General features: G+C 65.4%; 12 protein-coding genes. 6 read left to right on the forward strand and 6 right to left on the reverse strand.

Features of this window, described 5'->3' with window-relative positions:
* Positions 1-33 precede the first annotated feature (33 nt).
* Positions 34-1,686 (reverse strand): arylsulfatase, encoded by a 1,653-nt coding sequence (locus ABDW49_RS06995; protein WP_343614194.1) that lies wholly within the window; start codon positions 1,684-1,686, stop codon positions 34-36.
* A 253-nt stretch (positions 1,687-1,939) separates the two neighbouring features.
* Here ABDW49_RS06995 and ABDW49_RS07000 point away from each other — a divergent pair, with 253 nt between their 5' ends.
* The 3 genes from ABDW49_RS07000 to ABDW49_RS07010 all read left to right on the forward strand — a co-directional run bounded on the left by ABDW49_RS07000 (position 1,940) and on the right by ABDW49_RS07010 (position 5,482).
* The gene (locus ABDW49_RS07000) at positions 1,940-4,339 is read left to right on the forward strand and encodes a TonB-dependent receptor (protein WP_343610704.1); all 2,400 of its coding nucleotides are present in this window, start codon (positions 1,940-1,942) and stop codon (positions 4,337-4,339) included.
* A 119-nt stretch (positions 4,340-4,458) separates the two neighbouring features.
* Complete coding sequence (locus ABDW49_RS07005) at positions 4,459-4,722, forward strand: hypothetical protein (RefSeq protein WP_343610705.1); 264 nt, start codon at positions 4,459-4,461, stop codon at positions 4,720-4,722.
* Between the two features lie 127 nt (positions 4,723-4,849).
* Positions 4,850-5,482, forward strand: coding sequence for a TRIC cation channel family protein (locus ABDW49_RS07010; RefSeq protein WP_343610707.1), 633 nt, complete (start codon positions 4,850-4,852; stop codon positions 5,480-5,482).
* Positions 5,483-5,487: 5 nt separating this feature from the next.
* On the opposite strand, the gene ABDW49_RS07015 is transcribed toward ABDW49_RS07010, so the two are convergent.
* Positions 5,488-7,566 carry a methyl-accepting chemotaxis protein gene (locus tag ABDW49_RS07015; RefSeq protein WP_343610709.1) on the reverse strand — a complete coding sequence of 693 codons (2,079 nt, stop codon included), beginning with the start codon at positions 7,564-7,566 and terminating at the stop codon, positions 5,488-5,490.
* A gap of 313 nt (positions 7,567-7,879) precedes the next feature.
* On the opposite strand from ABDW49_RS07015, the gene ABDW49_RS07020 reads away from it, so the two are divergent.
* On the forward strand, positions 7,880-8,350 hold the full coding sequence (locus tag ABDW49_RS07020) for a CYTH domain-containing protein (protein WP_343610711.1): 471 nt from the start codon (positions 7,880-7,882) through the stop codon (positions 8,348-8,350).
* A 118-nt stretch (positions 8,351-8,468) separates the two neighbouring features.
* On the opposite strand, the gene ABDW49_RS07025 is transcribed toward ABDW49_RS07020, so the two are convergent.
* Positions 8,469-9,587, reverse strand: a complete 1,119-nt coding sequence (locus ABDW49_RS07025) for a YdcF family protein (protein ID WP_343610713.1) — start codon at positions 9,585-9,587, stop codon at positions 8,469-8,471.
* Between the two features lie 119 nt (positions 9,588-9,706).
* Between ABDW49_RS07025 and ABDW49_RS07030 the strand changes: the two genes are divergently transcribed.
* Both ABDW49_RS07030 and ABDW49_RS07035 read left to right on the forward strand, forming a co-directional pair.
* Complete coding sequence (locus tag ABDW49_RS07030; RefSeq protein ID WP_343610715.1) at positions 9,707-9,928, forward strand: hypothetical protein; 222 nt, start codon at positions 9,707-9,709, stop codon at positions 9,926-9,928.
* Positions 9,929-9,960: 32 nt separating this feature from the next.
* Entirely contained in the window at positions 9,961-10,890 is a 930-nt protein-coding gene (locus tag ABDW49_RS07035; protein ID WP_343610716.1) for a LysR family transcriptional regulator, read from the forward strand.
* Between the two features lie 20 nt (positions 10,891-10,910).
* On the opposite strand, the gene ABDW49_RS07040 is transcribed toward ABDW49_RS07035, so the two are convergent.
* The 3 genes from ABDW49_RS07040 to ABDW49_RS07050 form a co-directional block, all read right to left on the reverse strand.
* Positions 10,911-11,813, reverse strand: coding sequence for an ADP-ribosylglycohydrolase family protein (locus ABDW49_RS07040; RefSeq protein ID WP_343610718.1), 903 nt, complete (start codon positions 11,811-11,813; stop codon positions 10,911-10,913).
* A 15-nt stretch (positions 11,814-11,828) separates the two neighbouring features.
* A complete protein-coding gene (locus ABDW49_RS07045; RefSeq protein WP_343610719.1) occupies positions 11,829-13,250 on the reverse strand; it encodes a nicotinate phosphoribosyltransferase in 1,422 nt (473 codons plus the stop codon).
* Positions 13,251-13,333: 83 nt separating this feature from the next.
* Positions 13,334-14,401, reverse strand: coding sequence for a bifunctional nicotinamide-nucleotide adenylyltransferase/Nudix hydroxylase (locus ABDW49_RS07050; protein ID WP_343610720.1), 1,068 nt, complete (start codon positions 14,399-14,401; stop codon positions 13,334-13,336).
* Between the last annotated feature and the right edge of the window lie 22 nt (positions 14,402-14,423).

Genomic DNA, 14,423 nt, shown 5'->3' on the forward strand with positions numbered 1-14,423 from the left:
ACCCCGCCGGGGCGCGATGCGGCATGGTTCGCCTTACTTCTGGGCCAGCGGGATCACGCCCTTCTGCTTGGCGTAGACATCCCAATCGGCCAGCAGCTCCTTCAGTTTGGCGGGCTCGCTGGCGGCCAGATCGGTGGTCTCGCCCGGATCGCGCGCCAGATTGTAGAGGCGCCACTGATTGTCGCCCACACCGGCCTTGAGATAGGCCGCGCCCTCGGGCTTGATGGCGGGCAGATAGACCAGCTTCCAGTCGCCCTTGCGCAGGCCCCGGCGGTAGAACAGCTCATAGCCCAGCGGCTCCTCGGGCGAACGCACGGTCTGCGCGGTGCCGGCCAGCAGCGCGCTCCAGCTATGGCCCTCATGGGGCAGGATGGGGTGGCCGTTGAAGCTGGCGGGCTGGGTCACGCCGGCCAGTTGCAGCAGGGTGGGGGCGATGTCGGTGACACTGAGATTGGCCCCCGAAATGCGTCCGCCCTTCACGCCGAAGCCCGTGGCGAAAGCGGTGGTGCGGATGCCGCCCTCGGTGGGATAGGACTTCACCAGACGCGAGGGGGTGGCATTGGCCTCGGCCCAGCCGGGGCCGTAGCCGACATAGGAATTGGCCTTGCCGATGTTGCCGAGCGAGTTGTCGATCTTCAGCGAGGCATTGAAGCTGCCGCCCTTGGGCCCGTTGATCGTGTTGCCCTCGGGGCCATTGTCGCCCAGGAAGATGATGACGGTGTTGTCATAGCGGCCCGTGCGCTTCAGCTCGGCCACCACGCGGCCGACATTCTGGTCGAGCCGGTCGACCATCGCGGCATAGACCTCCATCTTGCGGGATTCGAGGGCCTTTTCTTCCGGCGTCAGCTGGTCCCACGGCTTGGCCAGCTCATGGGCATGGGCGATGGCGTCCTGCGGGACCAGACCCAGCACCTTCTGCCGGGCGAGGCGCTCGGCGCGCAGCACATCGTAGCCCGCGTCATAGCGGCCCTTGTAGCGCGCGATATCCTCGGGCGGGGCCTGCATCGGCCAGTGCGGGCCGGTGAAGGTGAGATAGGCGAAGAAGGGGCGCGTGTCGCCCGCCTTGGCGCTCTGGCCGAGGAAGTCGATCAGCCGGTCGCCGAACTGGTCGTCGACATATTTGCCCTCGGGATAATGGACTTCCTTGAGCCCTTCGCGCCAGGTCGAGCGTTCGCCCGCCTTGCCCCAGGCCTCGGTCTGGTCCTTGCCGAAATGGTTGCTCAGCCCCTGAAGCAGCGCATAGGACTGCTCGAAACCGCGCGCCGCCGGGCTGGTCGCCTCGGTCAGGCCCAGATGCCATTTGCCCGCCATCAGCGTGTGATAGCCGCCCGCTTTCAGCAGCTCGGCGATCGAGGCGACGCGGGTGTTGAGCACGCCCTCATAGCCGTCATGCCCGCGTTGATGCTCGTCGAGCAACTCGGCCATCGAGCCGAGCCCGGCCTCGTGATTGTCCACCCCCGAGAGCAGTTCAGAACGCGTGGGCGAGCAGGTCGGCGCGGTGTGGAAGCCGGTGAAGCGCACGCCCGCATTGGCCAGCGCATCGAGATTGGGGGTGCGGATCTCGCCCCCGAAAGCGCCAAGGTCCGACCAGCCGATATCGTCGGCGACGATCACCAGAAAGTTGGGTCGGGCCTGCGCCTGCGGTGCGGGCGCTGGCGCGGCGGGGCTGACCGGCGCCTGGGCCAGCGCGGGGGCGGCGCCGACAGCAACGCTCAGGCTGGAGGCGGCCAGCAGGGTCAGCGCCAGGGATTTGAGGGATCTGCGTGATGTCACCGGATGCTCCGTTCGCTCCGTTCAGGGATGCGCCCGTATGCGTTGTCGCCCGGTCAAGGGGCAAGACAGGAAAACTCCACCATATTGGTAGATTTTATATGTTGTTCCATGCCTCATAAAATCCATAGGCATTTGGCCATAGAGACAAAGCCGAGAATGAGGGATCATGGCCAAGAATGCTTTTCACGCCCGCTGCCGGGGCGATCTGTCGCGTCTGGCGCTGGCCGCCTGTGTGCTGCCCGCGCTGCTGGTGCCGGTGCTGACCCATGCGGACACCGCGCCTGTTGCGCCCGCTGAGGCCGATGCCGCCGCGCCGGTGGATGACATTCTGGTCACCGCGCGCCGCCGCAACGAAAAGAGCCAGGACGTGCCCGTCGCGATCAGCGCCTTTTCCAACAAGCAGATCGAGGCGACCCGCACCTACAATCTGCGCGATCTGCAATCGCTGACCCCCAGCCTGGTGGTCACCGTCACCAATCCGCGCAACACCAGCATCAACATTCGCGGGCTGGGCAACAATGTCTCGGTCTACAATGACGGGCTGGAGCCGGCCGTCGGCGTCTATCAGGATGGCGTCTATCTGGCGCGCCCGGGGCAGGCGGTGTTCGATATGGCCGACCTCGACCATATCGAGGTGCTGCGCGGGCCGCAGGGAACGCTGTTCGGCAAGAACACCTCGGCGGGGGCGGTGGTGATCAACACCAAGGCGCCGACGTTCAAAACCGAGGCGGGCGGCGATGTCAGCCGGGGCAATTACGATTACACGCAGGTCCATGCCTATCTGAGCGGGCCGCTGATTGCCGATAAGTTGGCCGCGCGGCTGTTCGTGTCGAAGACCGACCGTGATGGCTACACGACCAACATTCATGACGGCAGCCATGGGCAGGATTATCACGATTTCAGCCTGCGCGGGCAGTTGCTCTTCACGCCGAGCGATAACTTCAAGCTGCGCATCATCGGCGACTATGGCAACCAGCACAGCAACACCGCCGCCAGCGTGCTGACCGGGGTGATCCGCAGCTACACCAACGGCACCAATTTCGCGAACAACTTCACCGACCGGGCGAAGGCGGTGGGCTACAGCCCGATCACCGCAGACCCTTCCGCGCGGCTGGTCGACAATGACGGGCTACAGAATTACCGGATGAACCAGCATGGCGTGTCGGCCACCGCCGATCTCAGCCTGAACAATGCGACCATCACCTCGGTCACCGCCTATCGCGCGTGGAACTGGTATCCGCACAATGATGGCGACAACACCAGCCTCGATGCCGGGCGCGATTTCCACCAGAGCAACAACCAGAAGCAGTTCAGTCAGGAACTGCGCATTGCTTCTGCAGGCGCGCATCGCTTGGATTATGTCGCGGGGGTCTATTACCTCTATCAGCAGATCAAGGCCGAGGCGCTGAACGCCTATGGCGCGCAGGCGGGTGCATGGTATGCGCCGACCAGCGATCAACAAGCCGCAGCGGCGGGGCTGAACAATTACACCATCTTGAGCCATTCCTCGCCGGTCACCAACTCTTACGCGGCTTTCGCCCAGACGGTGTGGCATGTGGTGCCCAATGTCGATCTGACCACCGGCCTGCGCTACACCTATGAGACCAAGACCGGCTGGTTCGACCAGACCGCCAGCGGCGCCGATCTCTCGGGCCTCACCCTCGCGCAGCAGACCATCGCCCAGACCCTGCGCGCGCGTTATGGTGTGGCCAATTCTTTCACGGCGCGCACCAGCGCCGGGCGCCTGTCGGGACAGGCGACGCTCTCGTGGAAGATCACGCCCGATGTGCTGACCTATGCCACCTATTCGCGCGGCAACAAGTTTGGCGGGCTCAATCTGGCCAACATCGTCACCACCGGGGCCTATGCCGCCAATCCGGTGATCGGGCCCGAGACGATCAACAGCTATGAGGTGGGGCTGAAAACGAGTTGGCTGCGCGGCCATCTGGTCGCCAACATCGACGGCTTCTGGACCGACGACAGCAATTTCCAGACCACCATCGTCGATGTGACGCGCAACAATCAGAGCTATTTCACCAATGTCGGCAAGGTGCGCTCGCGCGGGGTCGAGGCCGATCTGCGCGGGACGGTGGGCGACTGGCTCTCGCTCTATGCCTCGGGCACCTATGACGATGCCAAATATGTCTCCTACGCCAATTCGCCGTGCCCCATCGAGGTGACCGGCCAGACGCTGTGCAACATGAGCGGGCGCCAATTGCCCGGCGTGTCGAAATGGGCCGGCTCTGTCGGCGGCGAGGCGCATGCCCCGCTGGGCCGCAACTTCGGCCATGATACGGAAGGCTATCTGGGGGCGGATTATTCGTATCGTTCGTCCATTTACACCACGGCCAATGATTCGATCTATTCGCTGATCCCGGCTTACGGCCTGCTCAATCTGCGCTTCGGCATCCGGGCGGGGGATGGGCGCTATGATATCCAGTTCTGGGGGCGCAACATCACCAACAAGACCTATTTTCTCACGCTATCGGCCGATAATTTCGGTGCGCAGCGCGCCACTCTGGGTGATCCGCGCACCTATGGCGTAACCCTGCGCACCAAATTCTGACCTGCGTAACCTTGCCGATGCCCAACCAAGCTGAACCTTGGGCATCGGCAAAGCCACCATGCATTCAGTCCCGCCATGGCACATCCCACTGCACAGTTTGATGGAATTGGAGGTTCATCATGCGCAGGTTCTGGATTGCAGCCATGGGGATTGGCACCGTTTTCGCATCGCTGGCGGCAACGCCCGCCAGCGCTCAGGAGTGGGGCGGCCCGCCGCCGCCTCCGCCGCCGGGTTGGGGCCGGGATTATCCCCCGCCGCCGCCGCCGCGTTACGACGATGACTGGCAGCGCCACCGCTATTGGGAATGGCGCCGCGAGCAGGACTGGCGTCGCGACCACGAATGGCGCCGCCACGAATGGTGCCGCTGGCACGGTTGCTGGTAAGAACCGGCTGGGTGATCGGAAAAGGCCGGGCCTTCGGGTCCGGCCTTTGTGCTGTGTGGGGCACAGGCTTAACCTGCTGGCGCAACTGCTTTAGAAGGTTGGCGCAAACTCCGGATCGGCCACGCCCATGACCAAGCAATCGACACTTATTCGCGGCGTCGTCCGCAGCGCCGATCTTGGCGCGACCTTTGTGTTCGCCGCTGAAGGCGCGCTGGCCGGTGTCGCGGCGGGGCTCGATCCGGTCGGCCTGCTGGTGGTGGCCTTCCTCACGGGCCTTGGCGGAGGCCTGCTGCGCGATCTGCTGCTTGCTTCGGGCCGACCGGCGGCGGTCAGCGACGGCCATTACAGCTTTGTGGTGATCGCGGCGGCGCTGGCGGCATGGTTCCTGCATACCGCCCTCAGGCAGGGCGCGATGCCGCTGGTGGTGGCGCTGGACGCCGCGGGTCTGGCGCTGGCGGCGGTGGCGGGCACGCAAAAGGCGCTGGAGCACCGCGTCCATGCCGTCCCCGCGATCTTCCTCGGCACGCTGAGCGGCGTGGGCGGCGGAGCGATGCGCGATCTGGTGCTCAATGAGGTGCCGCGCGTGCTGCGCACCGATATCTATGCCGTGGCGGCACTGCTGGGCGCGCTGGTGGTGGTGGCCGGGCGGGCGATGAAGCTCGATCCGCGTCTGGTGGCGCTGGCGGGCGGGCTGGCCTGTTTCACCCTGCGCATGGTTTCGGTGCATTACGGCTGGAACCTGCCGACAGCGGGGCGCTGAACCCTTTACCTTTCGATATGCCGCAGCCTTTCGGTGTCCTGCTCGATGCGGTTCATCATCGTCCTTTGCTGCTGCGCCATCTGCTCCACCATGCCCAGCAGGGCCGTGATGCTCTGGAACGATCCGAACATCTCGTCGAGCGAACCGGCGATCACGCTCAGCCCGTCGCGCGCGCCCAGCAGCTTGCTCTCCGATTCCGCGACATGGTCGCCCAGCCGCCGCATCGACTCCTCGACCTCGCCCAATGAGCCCTTGCTCTGGTCCAGCGTGGTGCTGGTGACATTGGCCAGATTGCGCACCTCATTGGCCACCACGGCAAAGGCGCGGCCCGCTTCGCCCGCGCGCGCCGCCTCGATCCCCGCGTTCAGGGACAGAAGATTGGTCTGCATGTTGATGTTGTCGATCACCTCGACGATCTCGCGCAGGCGCCGCGTGGTGGCCGAAACCTTGCGGAACTCGGCATCGAGCAAGCCGGTGCGGTCGTTCTGCGCCATCTCATGGATCTGCGCCTGCGCCTGCACCCGCATGCTCTCGACATTGCGGCGCGCCTCATCGGTGCCGCTGACGGCCTGATCCAGCTCCAGCGTCAGGCGGCTGGCGCGGGTGACGAAATCGATGAGGCCGCCGATCAGCTTCTGGCGCAGCGCATTGACCAGCCGCTGCTGGTTGAGCCGCGTCTCCACGAAATAACGCGCGAAACCGGCGTAATAGATCGGGAAGTGGTCGATATAGGGATCGTGGAAGGCCTCGCCCGGCGCCACACGGAAGAACACCGCCGCCGTCAGCGTCAGATTGAGGTTGATGCCCAGCAATTCGCCGAAGGTGGAAAAGCCCGCCGCCGGCGCGTCGCCCCACAGCCCGTCGAGGTCGCGCAGCCGCTCCGGGTTCTTGGTGCGGCGTTGCACGCAATCGTTGAGCACCACGCCCACCGGATCGGGTTTGCCCTGCAGGAAGGCGGTCAGATCCTGCCGCGTCTGGCGGAGGAAATCCGTGGTGCGCACCAGATGCAGCACGTCGCCGGCATTGACCTCGCAATAGAAGGTGACGACCCCGCGCTCGACATCGATGTTCGAGGCCGAGCGGACGAACAGCTCGCCATTCATGATGATCGCGAAATCATGGTGTTTCATGCGCGCCTTCAGCTCGTGAGGGCGGCATTGCATCATCTCGCACATGGCATCGATCACCGGCACGATGTCCACCGTGCCCTCCTGCGCCACGGAGGTGACCTGCCTGGTTTCCACCGTGCCTTCCATCACCACCAGGCTTTTGCCGACCGGCGCGACATTCTGGGTCTTGAAGATGCCGAAGCGGGCGCCTTCCTGCATCTTCACAAAGGCGACCAGCGCGCAATGCTGCACAAAATCGCTGCCGTCGAACAGCCACGTGCCGTCCTGCCGCCGGAATTTCGCACCGGTCTCGGTCGCCGAGGAGCCGCCGATGAAGATGCAGGGGAAGCGCTGACTCTGATACACCGCTTCCATGAAGAAGTTTTCCGAGGCTGACAGGCCATCGATTAGCGTGAGCGCCAGCGTATCCTCGTGATGAATGGGGAAGGGCGGGGTCACCCTCGCCAGATGGGCGGAGATTTCCTCCAGTCGCTGGTGGATCGATTTTTGGGGATGGCCCGCGCGAATGTCCTCATTGGCCAGCGGCACGCTGTGGACGCTGACGGCGCTGAGCAGATCGGCGCCGAAGATCTGCACGACCAGATTGTTCCAGTCGCCATCGGCGGAGCAATAGAGCTGGGATGGCGCATGGCCGCTGCTGTCGCCCGGATCACACAGCTCGCCCGCGGTGGTGACCGCGATCAGCCTTGCCGGTGCGCTCAGCAGCCGCAGCCGGGCGACCACCTGTCGGAAATCGACATGGGGCGAGACATAGGCGATCACCAGCATCGCCGGAGCCCCGGCAAAGCGGAAGCTTTCGGGCGAAAGATTGCCCAGCGAGGCGTCGCTGCGGATCACCCGCATGGTGGCCGGTTCGGCTTTGGCGGCGGAGGGGAACTCGTCCTCGGGCGATGCGCCGAAGGATGGCGACGGATCCTCTTGCCATGCTTCCTCCTTGCGCCGTCTCCAGAACATGGTCTCGGGTCCCTCATGCCGTTTGCGGGCCTGTGATAGAGCAGCCGGGTCAAAAAACGCTGATGTCAGCTTACACGCGATTACCTAGAGCATGCGGCGTGATTCAGAAATCACGCCGCATGCTCTAACTTTTTGTTGTCGCATCGTTTTATGCAAAAGCCGGTTCCCGCTTTTTCGCACGATGCTCCAGCCATTATGCATGTTTCGGTCAGGCAAAAGCGGCGCTTCGTCGGATCGTGCTTTGACAGCCTCGCTGAGCTGTGGGATTATCGGCAGGCGCTTCACTCCCCGGAGCACGCCATCCAGAGCTTTTATGCCCATCGAGATCGAGCGGAAATTTCTGGTCGCGGATGACCGGTGGCGCCACGATGCGGAGCCGGGGCAGCGTTTCTGCCAGGGCTATATCTCGCGCAGTGACGACAGCAGCGTGCGCGTGCGACTGGCCAGCGACCGCGCGTGGCTGACGGTGAAGGGCGGCGATGCCGGCCCGGCGCGGCTCGAGTTCGAATATGCCATCCCTGTCGAGGAAGCACAGGATCTGCTCGACCGGCTCTGCGCCCGGCCGGTGCTGGACAAGACCCGTTACCGCGTGCCCTATCGCGGGCTGGTGTGGGAGGTCGATGTCTTTGCGGGCCATGCGCAAGGGCTGATCATGGCCGAGGTCGAGCTGACCGAGGTGGGCCAGCGCGTGGATCTGCCCGACTGGATCGGGCGCGAGGTGACCGGCGACCGGCGCTATCGCAACGCCGCCATCGTCGACCATGTGCCCGAGGGTGCGCTCTAGGAAAATCCGGCGAAAGAGCCGGATTTTGCGGCACCGGCCCGCTCCCCCGCCCGGCCACCCAGAGGATACCACCGCAGGGTAGCCGGGCGGAGGAGTGGGCCGGTGCCGGTTTGGTCGGTTAAGGGTCCAGTGGGTCGCGCGGATCGACCTGCAGCGACTGGCGGTCGGGCCGGGCGGGGATTTCGTTGCGGACCGTCGCCTTCTCCAGCACCATGGGCTGATAGCCGAGCTGGGCCTGATTGCGCCTGGCAAAGGCTTCGGTGACGACATAGGTCGACTGATAGTCATGCGTCACGATCAGCGCGGGCCGCGTCACCGGCGCCTTCATCGCGATCAGCAGGCGCGAAGCATTGCGCAGATTGGTGGTGGTGTGCCGCGCATAGGGATCGATCACCAGAGCGTCGGCAGGAATGCCATAGCGCTCGATCAGCGCCTGCCGCATTTCGATGGCCTCGACGCGGCGCGTGCCGCGCGGATGGACCGAGGCTCCGCTCAGGATGATGAAGGGCGCCAGCCCCGCGCGATAGCGCGCCGCCGCCAGATCGACATTGGCCTTGCCGCTGGCGCTGAGCGGGGTGACCAGATCCTCCGGCCCGATGCCCGGCACGATCAGCGCGGTGTAGCGATAGCGCGCCCAGTTCATGCGGCGGGCGCGGGCAAAGGCGGCGGCATTCTCGGTGCGCGCCAAGGGGCCGAAGCGGATGGCATCGAGCCGGTCGGCGCCATCGAGCAGGGTGAGGGCCAGCAACAGGCCGCGATCGGCGGCGGGCGCCTGCTGTTTGAGCAGATCGACCCGTTCCAGTGCGGCGCTGATGGTGTCCTGATTGCTCAATGTGGCCTTGGGATCGGGCCCGTCGATGGCGGGAGAGGCGGGCGGCTGACCCTGCCCATAGACATGGATGATGCCGTTGAGCCCGGCCAGCTCGCGCGTCAGGGCATCGCCATGACTGGCCCCCGATGTGGCCTGTGCCAGCTCCTCGGGCGTCCAGAGCGCGCTCTCGATCCGGCAGGGGGCAGCATTGCCGCAGGCGTCATAGCGGGCGTTGCGCGTCTCGATCACCGGGCGCAGGGCGTTTTGCACCGGCCGGGTGCGGAGCGTGGGGAACAGCGCTTCCTCAAGCTGCATGAGCACCCGGTTGGCGATAGTGGATATAGGGGTGGGCGCGGCGGTCTGTGCCTGCCCCGGTGATGCTGTCAGGGCCAGAACGGCGGCGGCGATCAATGCGGTTCTTGCCATGACAGACCCAAATTATCCCGAGGTTGCGGCGGAAAATCCCCCGGCTGATACACCAGATTTCCGGGCCTGCGATCCCAAATCTCTTGCCCGCGCAGGGCCTTGCCGCCAGAACCGTCTTCATGAGAACCCGCCTGAGCATCTGCCTCAGAAAAATCCGCTATGCCACGCAGGAGGAGGCCCTGCAGGCCGCTCTTGGCGCGCCCTTTCCCCTGCGCCCCTACCTTTGCGACCGTTGCCGGTGCTTTCACCTGACCGGGCGCATCAAGGGCAAGCGCATGCCCCGCGCCTGGATGCTGGGCGGGGATGGCTCTGACCCGAAAGCTGGCCCGAAAGCGGATTGACCCTTTCCAACCCGCTGGATAGGCCGATACGCATGAGCAATCCCGGCACCCCCACCTTCGATCAGTTGCGCATCTTTCTGGCTGTGGTCGATACGGGCAGCTTTGCCGCCGCCGGGCGTCAACTGGGCCGGGCGGTCTCGGTGATCAGCTATGGCGTGGTCAATCTGGAAACCCAGCTCGGCGTGATGCTCTTCGAGCGCGAGGGATCGCGCAAGCCGGTGCTGACCACGGCAGGCCGCGCCCTGCTGGCCGAGGCCCGCGCCATCCATCAGGGCATGGACGGGCTGCGCGCCAAGGTGAAGGGCCTGCTCGATGGGCTGGAGGCCGAGGTCGATCTGGCCGTGGACGTGATGCTGCCCGCCGAAAGGCTGGGACGCGTGCTGCGCGAGTTCCGCCAGACCTATCCCACCGTGCAGTTGCGCCTGCATACCGAGGCGCTGGGGGCGGTGCCCTCGATGGTGCTGGACCGCATCGCGGTGGTGGGGATTTCCGGGCCTCTGGCGGCAGGGGTCAAGGGCATCGAGGCCTTGAGCGCCGGATCGGTGCCGATGGTGCCGGTGGCCGCGCCCGATCATCCGCTCGGCTGCATGGAGCGGATCACTCCGGGGGCGGGGCGTGACTATGTGCAGCTTGTGCTGACTGACCGTTCACGCTTTACCGAAGGGCAGGATTTCTCGGTGATGAGCCCGCGCACCTGGCGTCTGGCCGATCTGGGCGCCAAGCATGCCCTGCTGCGCGAGGGGATCGGCTGGGGCAATATGCCGCAGCATATGATCGAGGGCGATCTGGCGGCGGGCACTCTGGTCAAGCTGCATATGCCCGATCATCCGGGCGGCACCTATCGCTTCGCGGGTGTGTGGCGGCGCGATACGCCGCCGGGCCCCGCTGCCTCATGGCTGCTTGACCAGTTCGTGCAACTGGGCGCGCATGATCGCGAGCTGGAGGGGCTGGGGGATATCTAGCCGCGATAGCGCCGTCAAAGTTACGGGGTGAGCAAAGCTTGCGCCATCTCGGCGATGCGGTCCCGCCAGGCCAGTGTGGCCAGCCATTCTGCCGGAATGCCGCTCATGCCGTAAAGCGCTCCGGCCAGTTGGCCGGTGATGGCGGCCGTGGTGTCGGCATCGTCGCCCAGATTGGCGGCCAGCAGCACGGCATCGCGGTAGCTTCCGGTCTGGTCGACGCACCACAGGGCCGCCTCCAGACTATGCGCGACATAGCCTGAGGACCGGATCGCGACCCGATCCTTGCCGCGCCATCCTCCGGCGAGAATGGCGGCGATAGGATCGCCGCCGATGCCCTCGACTGCCTTGACCGCTGTTTCGAAATCAGCGCCAAGAATGGCGGCATGCAGGATCAGCGCATAGCCTTCGCAGGCATCCAGACAGGCCTCTGCGCCATGGGTGGTTGCGCTTTGCAGGCGGGCGGCGTCACGCATCGCCTGTTCGCCATGCTTCACGCCCCAGATGGCGACGGGCGCGAGGCGCATCAGCGAGCCATTGCCCGCGCTGAAGGGATCGGTCGAACCGGCGATGGGGTTCCCATCCGCCTCGAAGCGGGCGAGGGCCTGCCGCGTGGCCGTGCCGATATCGAAGCATTCACCCGTGGCGCTGTAGACGCCCCAACGCCACCAGTTGACGAAGCGCCGCATCAGGTCGCCCGGATCGAGCGAGCCGCGCTGCGCCAGACTTTCGGCCAGAGCCAGCGCCATGGAGGTGTCATCCGTCCAGACCCCGGCCTCAAGCTGGAACGGGCCGCCGCCGACGATATCGGTGAGCGGCGGCAGGCTGTCGCGGGTGGAAAACTCCAGCGTGGTGCCCAGAGCATCGCCGGTGGCAAGGCCGAGCAAGGCGCCCAGCGCACGGTCCTGTGTTTGCAGATCGATCATGGGATCATCCTTTCGTCAGGCCGCAGCCGTTTCCAGCGTGGCGGGCAGAACCGCTTCACCCGCCGCTCTGGCGCGCAGATCGGCAAAGCTGTGGCGCACCAGCATCTGCCCGTCGCGCCACACCGGCACCAGCAGATCCTCCTGCGCTTCCACCGTATCGAGCCGCGCGGCGACCAGTCTGCCATCGCGCCTCACCACGGCCTGACGGCCCGCCTTGCTGGCTTTGGCGAGATCGGTGGCGGGCTGCTTGTTCACATCGCGCCACAGGCCATCGGCATCGCGCATGGCATTGGCCTTCATCGCAAAGCGCAGCGTGTCGCGGTTGACCTGCTGAAGCAGTCCGCCACCCATGCCGAAAGCGATGTTGTCGATGGCAAAACCTTCCTCCCCCAGACGGTCGATCAGGCGGGCGATGCTTTTGATGGTCATGCCGTCGCCCTGGATCACCCGGACATGCGGATCGAGCACCCGAAAGCCCTTGCCATTGATCGTGCCGCCAAAGGCCTCCCACAGCGTTTTGATCGCGCGGATCGGGGTTTCGACCGGATCGCCGCTGTCGGGGCGGACGACCAGCGTGCCCTTGCGCGTCAGCACCTTCTCGCGCAGCGCGCCGCCCCAGATGCCGGTGATGGCCGCATCCAGATCGTAGCTGTCCGAGACGACTGCCACCAGACGCCCTTCGCCCTCGAAGGCGTCGAGCATATTGGCATAGGCGTCCTGTTCGCGGGCCCGGCCCCAGCTTGTGATCGTGCTGTGCTCGGCAGCGGGGATCGAGAAGCCCGCCATATCCGCGCCATAATAGCGGCGGGCGGCAAGCAGGGCCTCCATCGTGTCGGTGCCCATGAAATTCACCAGATGGGCCATGCCGCCCAGCGCGGCGCTTTCCCCGCTGCTGACGCCGCGCGCGCCGAAGTCGTGCAGCTTGAAAGGCAGTTGGCCCGCGACATCGTCGCTGGTGCGTTCCAGCCCGGCGCGGATGATCTGGCGGCACTGCCAGCTCAGCGTGGCGACCGTGGTCGGGTACCAGATGGCGCGCAGCAGGGCGGTTTCGACAAAGGTGGCCAGCCAGGGCAGGCGCGGATCGGTGGTCTCGACCTGCAGCAGAGGGACGCCGGTGGGCACCATCATCCCCTCGGGCAGAGCGCGGATCTCGATAGGGAGGAAGCCCTTGTGGTCATCCACGATCATCTGCCAGCCCGCGCGATTGAAGGGCACGCCATGGGCGGTGCAGATGGCCTCGGCCTCGTCGATGTCCGCGTTGGTGATCGGGCGGGCCAGCAGGTCGATCAGGAAGGGCTGCAGGCCCATGAACAGCACCTCATCGGCGAAGTCATTGGGCCGCGCCTCGACATAGGCGCTGATCGCGCGGGCCTCGGGCGGATATTGCAGGAAGTGGCTGTGCTTGTAGCTGTCGGTGGCCAGGATGAGATTGGTCATGATGTGAACTCCTCACAGTGACGCCGGACGCAGGGCTCCCCTGCGCGGCAGACCTCTTTCAGTTTTGGGCAGTCAGGGGCGGGTTAAAGGTCCGCCATCTCCTCGATGATCGACCAGTGGTCCTCGAAGAGCATCTCGGGGCTGAGGTCGCCGAAGCGATACCAGCGGGCATGGGCGGCATCGTCGCCGCCCTTCACGCTGAACAGCTTGCGCCGTTCGGGCAGGCGGAAGAGGAAGGCGTGCGTAATGATCCGCCCACGCAAGGACCGGTTCGGCGCATCGAAAACGCGGCTGCGCGAGTCCTCGATAAAGCTGGCCAGCATGGCGGGGGGGATCTGCCCCTTGCCGTCGCTGATCGAGGTTTCCTCGCGCAATTCGCGGATCGCGGCGTCACGGATGCGCTCGGCCGGGTTCACGAAGCCGCCGGGCAGGGCGAGCAGGCCCTTGCCGGGGGCGCGGCCCCGCTCGACCAGCAGGATATGGCCCGATTGCACCACCACCGCATCCGCCGTGACGAAAGGCCCCTTGCCCCATTGCGCGGGATAGGCGGCGAGGAACTCGGCCTCTTCCAGCAGGGCGCGGAAGGTGTCGCCCAGCATGAAATGGCGCAGGAACTCCGCCACGCCGGTCGAGAGGATCGAGCCTGCGACATCGGGAATGCGCTGAAAATAGCGCTGGCGCACATCGCTGGAGGAAAAGGTGCCGTATTGGCTGTCGATCTGCAGATTCTCCCATTCCGGGAAGAGCTTGAGATAATAGGACGAGGCATCCTTGCCATAGCCCGCCAGCGCCACACGGAAATCGCTGAGGCCGTGGCTCTGGAACCCATGGTGGTTGCCGTGATCCAGCACGATGGCCCGCACGGTGCGCTGCACCTGCGTCACCCAGGCGGTGTCGGAATAGAGGTGATCGTCGAGCGGGGCGATGATCAGGCGGCCCTCGGCCACTTCATGGCGGAAGGCGGCGCGCAGCATGGTCTCGCGCTCGGCATAGGTGAAGGGGTTGCGGGGATCGCGCGCCATATTGGCCGAGCCCACCAGCACGATCAGGCGATTGACCCGCTCCAGCGCATGGGTGATGACATGTTCATGGCCGATGTGCAGCGGCTGAAAGCGGCCGATAAAGACGCCGAAATCGATGGTGTCGTTCATATCCGAGGCTCCCTCGAAAGCT

It is taken from the genome of Novosphingobium sp., from assembly GCF_039595395.1.
Taxonomy (GTDB): domain Bacteria; phylum Pseudomonadota; class Alphaproteobacteria; order Sphingomonadales; family Sphingomonadaceae; genus Novosphingobium.

What these genes read in the sequence shown, in the direction of transcription:
- ABDW49_RS07000 (WP_343610704.1), top strand. Translation starts at nt 1,940, where the DNA reads ATGGCCAAGAATGCTTTTCACGCCCGCTGCCGGGGCGATCTGTCGCGT.
- ABDW49_RS07005 (WP_343610705.1), top strand. Translation starts at nt 4,459, where the DNA reads ATGCGCAGGTTCTGGATTGCAGCCATGGGGATTGGCACCGTTTTCGCA.
- ABDW49_RS07010 (WP_343610707.1), top strand. Translation starts at nt 4,850, where the DNA reads ATGACCAAGCAATCGACACTTATTCGCGGCGTCGTCCGCAGCGCCGAT.
- ABDW49_RS07015 (WP_343610709.1), bottom strand. Translation starts at nt 7,566, where the DNA reads ATGTTCTGGAGACGGCGCAAGGAGGAAGCATGGCAAGAGGATCCGTCG.
- ABDW49_RS07020 (WP_343610711.1), top strand. Translation starts at nt 7,880, where the DNA reads ATGCCCATCGAGATCGAGCGGAAATTTCTGGTCGCGGATGACCGGTGG.
- ABDW49_RS07025 (WP_343610713.1), bottom strand. Translation starts at nt 9,587, where the DNA reads ATGGCAAGAACCGCATTGATCGCCGCCGCCGTTCTGGCCCTGACAGCA.
- ABDW49_RS07030 (WP_343610715.1), top strand. Translation starts at nt 9,707, where the DNA reads ATGAGAACCCGCCTGAGCATCTGCCTCAGAAAAATCCGCTATGCCACG.
- ABDW49_RS07035 (WP_343610716.1), top strand. Translation starts at nt 9,961, where the DNA reads ATGAGCAATCCCGGCACCCCCACCTTCGATCAGTTGCGCATCTTTCTG.
- ABDW49_RS07040 (WP_343610718.1), bottom strand. Translation starts at nt 11,813, where the DNA reads ATGATCGATCTGCAAACACAGGACCGTGCGCTGGGCGCCTTGCTCGGC.
- ABDW49_RS07045 (WP_343610719.1), bottom strand. Translation starts at nt 13,250, where the DNA reads ATGACCAATCTCATCCTGGCCACCGACAGCTACAAGCACAGCCACTTC.
- ABDW49_RS07050 (WP_343610720.1), bottom strand. Translation starts at nt 14,401, where the DNA reads ATGAACGACACCATCGATTTCGGCGTCTTTATCGGCCGCTTTCAGCCG.